We start from the raw sequence: 2,758 nt of genomic DNA, 5'->3' as shown, positions 1-2,758 counted from the left end.
CATCTCGAGGGAGTTGAACCCGACCACGCCGGTCTTTTCCCCTCGCGACCGACGTTCCGCTAAGTCTCGCGCGACGTTGAAGGCGATGTTGGTCGCGAGCGATGTCTTACCCATAGCCGGTCGTCCCGCGAGGATAAGGAGGTCGGATTTCTGGAGACCGCCCAAGGCGTCGTCCAGCTTTGGGATTCCAGTGGACACACCAACGAGTGCGCCGCCGCTGCGATACRCCTCTTCGGCGGAACGAATGGCACGGCCCGCCGCATCGGAGAAGTCCTCAAACTCGGACAACTCACCGGGCGTGGAYCGCAATCCGGCAAGCTTATCGATCGAGCCATCGACCAGCATTTTCGATGTCGCATCRGGCGGACTGGCATAGGCAAGGTCYTGCATGTCCAAGGCGATCGAGATCATCTCCCGACGGACGCGAAGGTCATTCAAGATCGTCGAGTAGTCCCGGACCTGCGCCGGCATGGCGGCGTCCTTCTGAAGCCGCGCAAGATACTCGCCAACGGTCACGCCCCCGAGGTCCGCGTCTCCGAGGAAAGTCTTCAGCGTGATCGCCTTGGCCGTCTTGCCCTGCGGGATCAGCGAGGCAATGACCTCGAATATTCGCCKATGCAGATCCTCGAAGAAGCACTCCGGCGTGAGAATGTCAGCGCACCGCGCAAAGCAATCGTTGTTGAGCAAGAGCGATCCGAGGACGGCCTGCTCGACGTCGACATTCGCCGGCATCGGGCGCGGCTCAGGTAGCCCGAGYTCTTCACGGGCAGAACGTCTCTGTTCTCCCGCCATCACTCCGAGCCTTTCGTGTCTTCGAACGTCGATTGGTCGTTGTCCATGACCGGGACAGGCTTGATGCTCTCGCGCCAGCTTTCGAACTCGATCTGGTATTCGTCGAAAACGTCGATCGGGCTCATGCCAAAACCTCGTAGTCGCCCGCGCGTTCAAGCGAACGACGGGATGGCGCAATCCAATCGAAAATCGTTGGGACATCAAAGCCATGTCGCCATATGATCCAGCAATAGGCTGTTGCAGTGGATCCGTTTGGGTCCAAGCGTCCCTTGTGCATTGGCACACGCTCAGCAAACTGAAGGATTGCGTAGGGTCGATGCACAGAGAACAGATTTTTGTGACGACCGCCGCCTTCGAGGAACGCTGTGCGAACAAGCATTGCGACACCGAGCGTTCCCAATTTGAGAGCCCGAATGACAAACTGTTCGGCAAGTCGGAATGGAGGATTGGTGATGACCCAGTCCCAATCCGCCTCGGCATAGTCGTTCGGAAAAAGGAAATCGCAGACCTCGCCCCATCCGTAATCGTGGACATCGGTGGCGAGCACGAAATGGAAATACTCGCTCAGCGGCCGGGCCATGTGCCCCTGTCCACACGCCGGTTCCCAAGCCATACTTCGATCGAGTGAGCCGACATTGCCCTCGATCCAATTGCATAACGCTCTGGTTGCCCAGGGTGGCGTTGGGAAGAAGTCGAGAGAGTCGTGTGGCTCAGCGCGTTGAGCCATGACGGCGTGCGACGTGTTTTGCGCCATCTCACGCCTCGACCCGTCGGACGCGGAACATCTCGCGACCAGCGGAAACCAAGTCGACGCCGATCGCCTGCAGCCGCGGCTTGATCATCGCAAAATGATCGTTGACCGACCGGATGGTAGGGAAGTCCCCGATCTCCCGCAACGTCTCGGTGTCGTAGAGTCCGCCCTCGCCTGCCGCCATTCTGGCAAGGATCTTGACCGTCGCCTTCGGCATCTGGATCGAACCAAGCGGACCGTGAACGGTCATCGTGCCTTCGTCGGCTACGAGTGTTCGGGATGCGACCAGTTTCGTGTTTGGGGGAGCGACCTCAATGACGAGCGATGCCTGGTCGGCTGCCTTCGGCCGGATCGTCACCGGCACGGCACTAGGGAACCTCTGACGACCGGCAAGCGATGCATCCAGAATGCCTTCGCGATGGGCATCACCCTGTATGACTCTCGCATCACTGGAGGTGCGCGCTCTGCTTACATAGACCCGGACCGCCGCATCTGAGATTCCTTCCTTTGCACTGATCGTGGATGTCGAATACCCGAGTGAATAGAGGTCTAGGACACGATCGAACATCGACTTCTTTGGTGCGGTGGGAGCCGGGTCGCTATGGCGATCCAAAGCCGAGGGCTCATCCTCCCCGGCTCCCTTCGCAATATGGCCCTCATGGTCCGCAAGCGTCTCGCAACCTGTGCCGGCGTGGAGCGCTTCGTCTTGCGGAACTGCGCTCGAGGATGCCTCACCATCCGCGCTTAGATCGCGGTTAGAGGAGCCCTGTGGATCTGGTGATTTCTGAACGTCGCGCGAGAACTCGACCAACAGCCGGGCAACTCGCGATTGGATGGATGCGAGATCTCCCATGATCTCGGTCATCTGCTCCAAGAGTTTGCCAGTAGCAGGACGCTGAATTTCATCGATGCTGAACATTTTCATGGGGAGTTCTCGATTTGGGGAAGGGAACGAGACGGATGCCGTAGGCGCTCGGGGGCGTGATCGCTGCACCACCAAGTGCCTTCAATGCCGCGATGAAGACATGAGCCCTCACCGAAGCTTGCAGGCTCTGCACATTCCACGCACCGGAGCTTCAGTTCATGGCCGCGTGGCGGTTCACGAGCAGGCGCAGGCTTGCGAAAGAAGTTGGGGCTCTGCGCCATCACGCCCGCTCCCCGAACATGAGAAGCTCGCGCGGACGCACCCTGCAGAACCGGGCGGATGCATAGTCG

Annotated in this window: 4 protein-coding genes; all 4 read right to left on the bottom strand. The window is 59.6% G+C overall.

Features of this window, described 5'->3' with window-relative positions; all coding sequences use genetic code 11:
- The coding region (locus AC1DT3_RS17275; RefSeq protein ID WP_477466468.1) for a DnaB-like helicase N-terminal domain-containing protein at positions 1 to 732 on the bottom strand (732 nt) is incomplete at its 3' end.
- A 59-nt stretch (positions 733 to 791) separates the two neighbouring features.
- Positions 792 to 917 (bottom strand): hypothetical protein, encoded by a 126-nt coding sequence (locus AC1DT3_RS17270; RefSeq protein ID WP_477466467.1) that lies wholly within the window; start codon positions 915 to 917, stop codon positions 792 to 794.
- Entirely contained in the window at positions 914 to 1,372 is a 459-nt protein-coding gene (locus tag AC1DT3_RS17265) for a methyltransferase (protein WP_477466466.1), read from the bottom strand. Before AC1DT3_RS17265 ends, AC1DT3_RS17270 begins: the two co-directional genes overlap by 4 nt.
- 175 nt (positions 1,373 to 1,547) lie before the next feature.
- On the bottom strand, positions 1,548 to 2,468 hold the full coding sequence (locus tag AC1DT3_RS17260) for a hypothetical protein (RefSeq protein WP_477466465.1): 921 nt from the start codon (positions 2,466 to 2,468) through the stop codon (positions 1,548 to 1,550).
- Positions 2,469 to 2,758 lie beyond the last annotated feature (290 nt).

Source organism: Microvirga sp. P4_G7 (assembly GCF_056401005.1).
The sequence above is the reverse complement of the archived record's forward strand: the minus strand, read 5'-3'. Positions and strand labels throughout refer to the sequence as shown.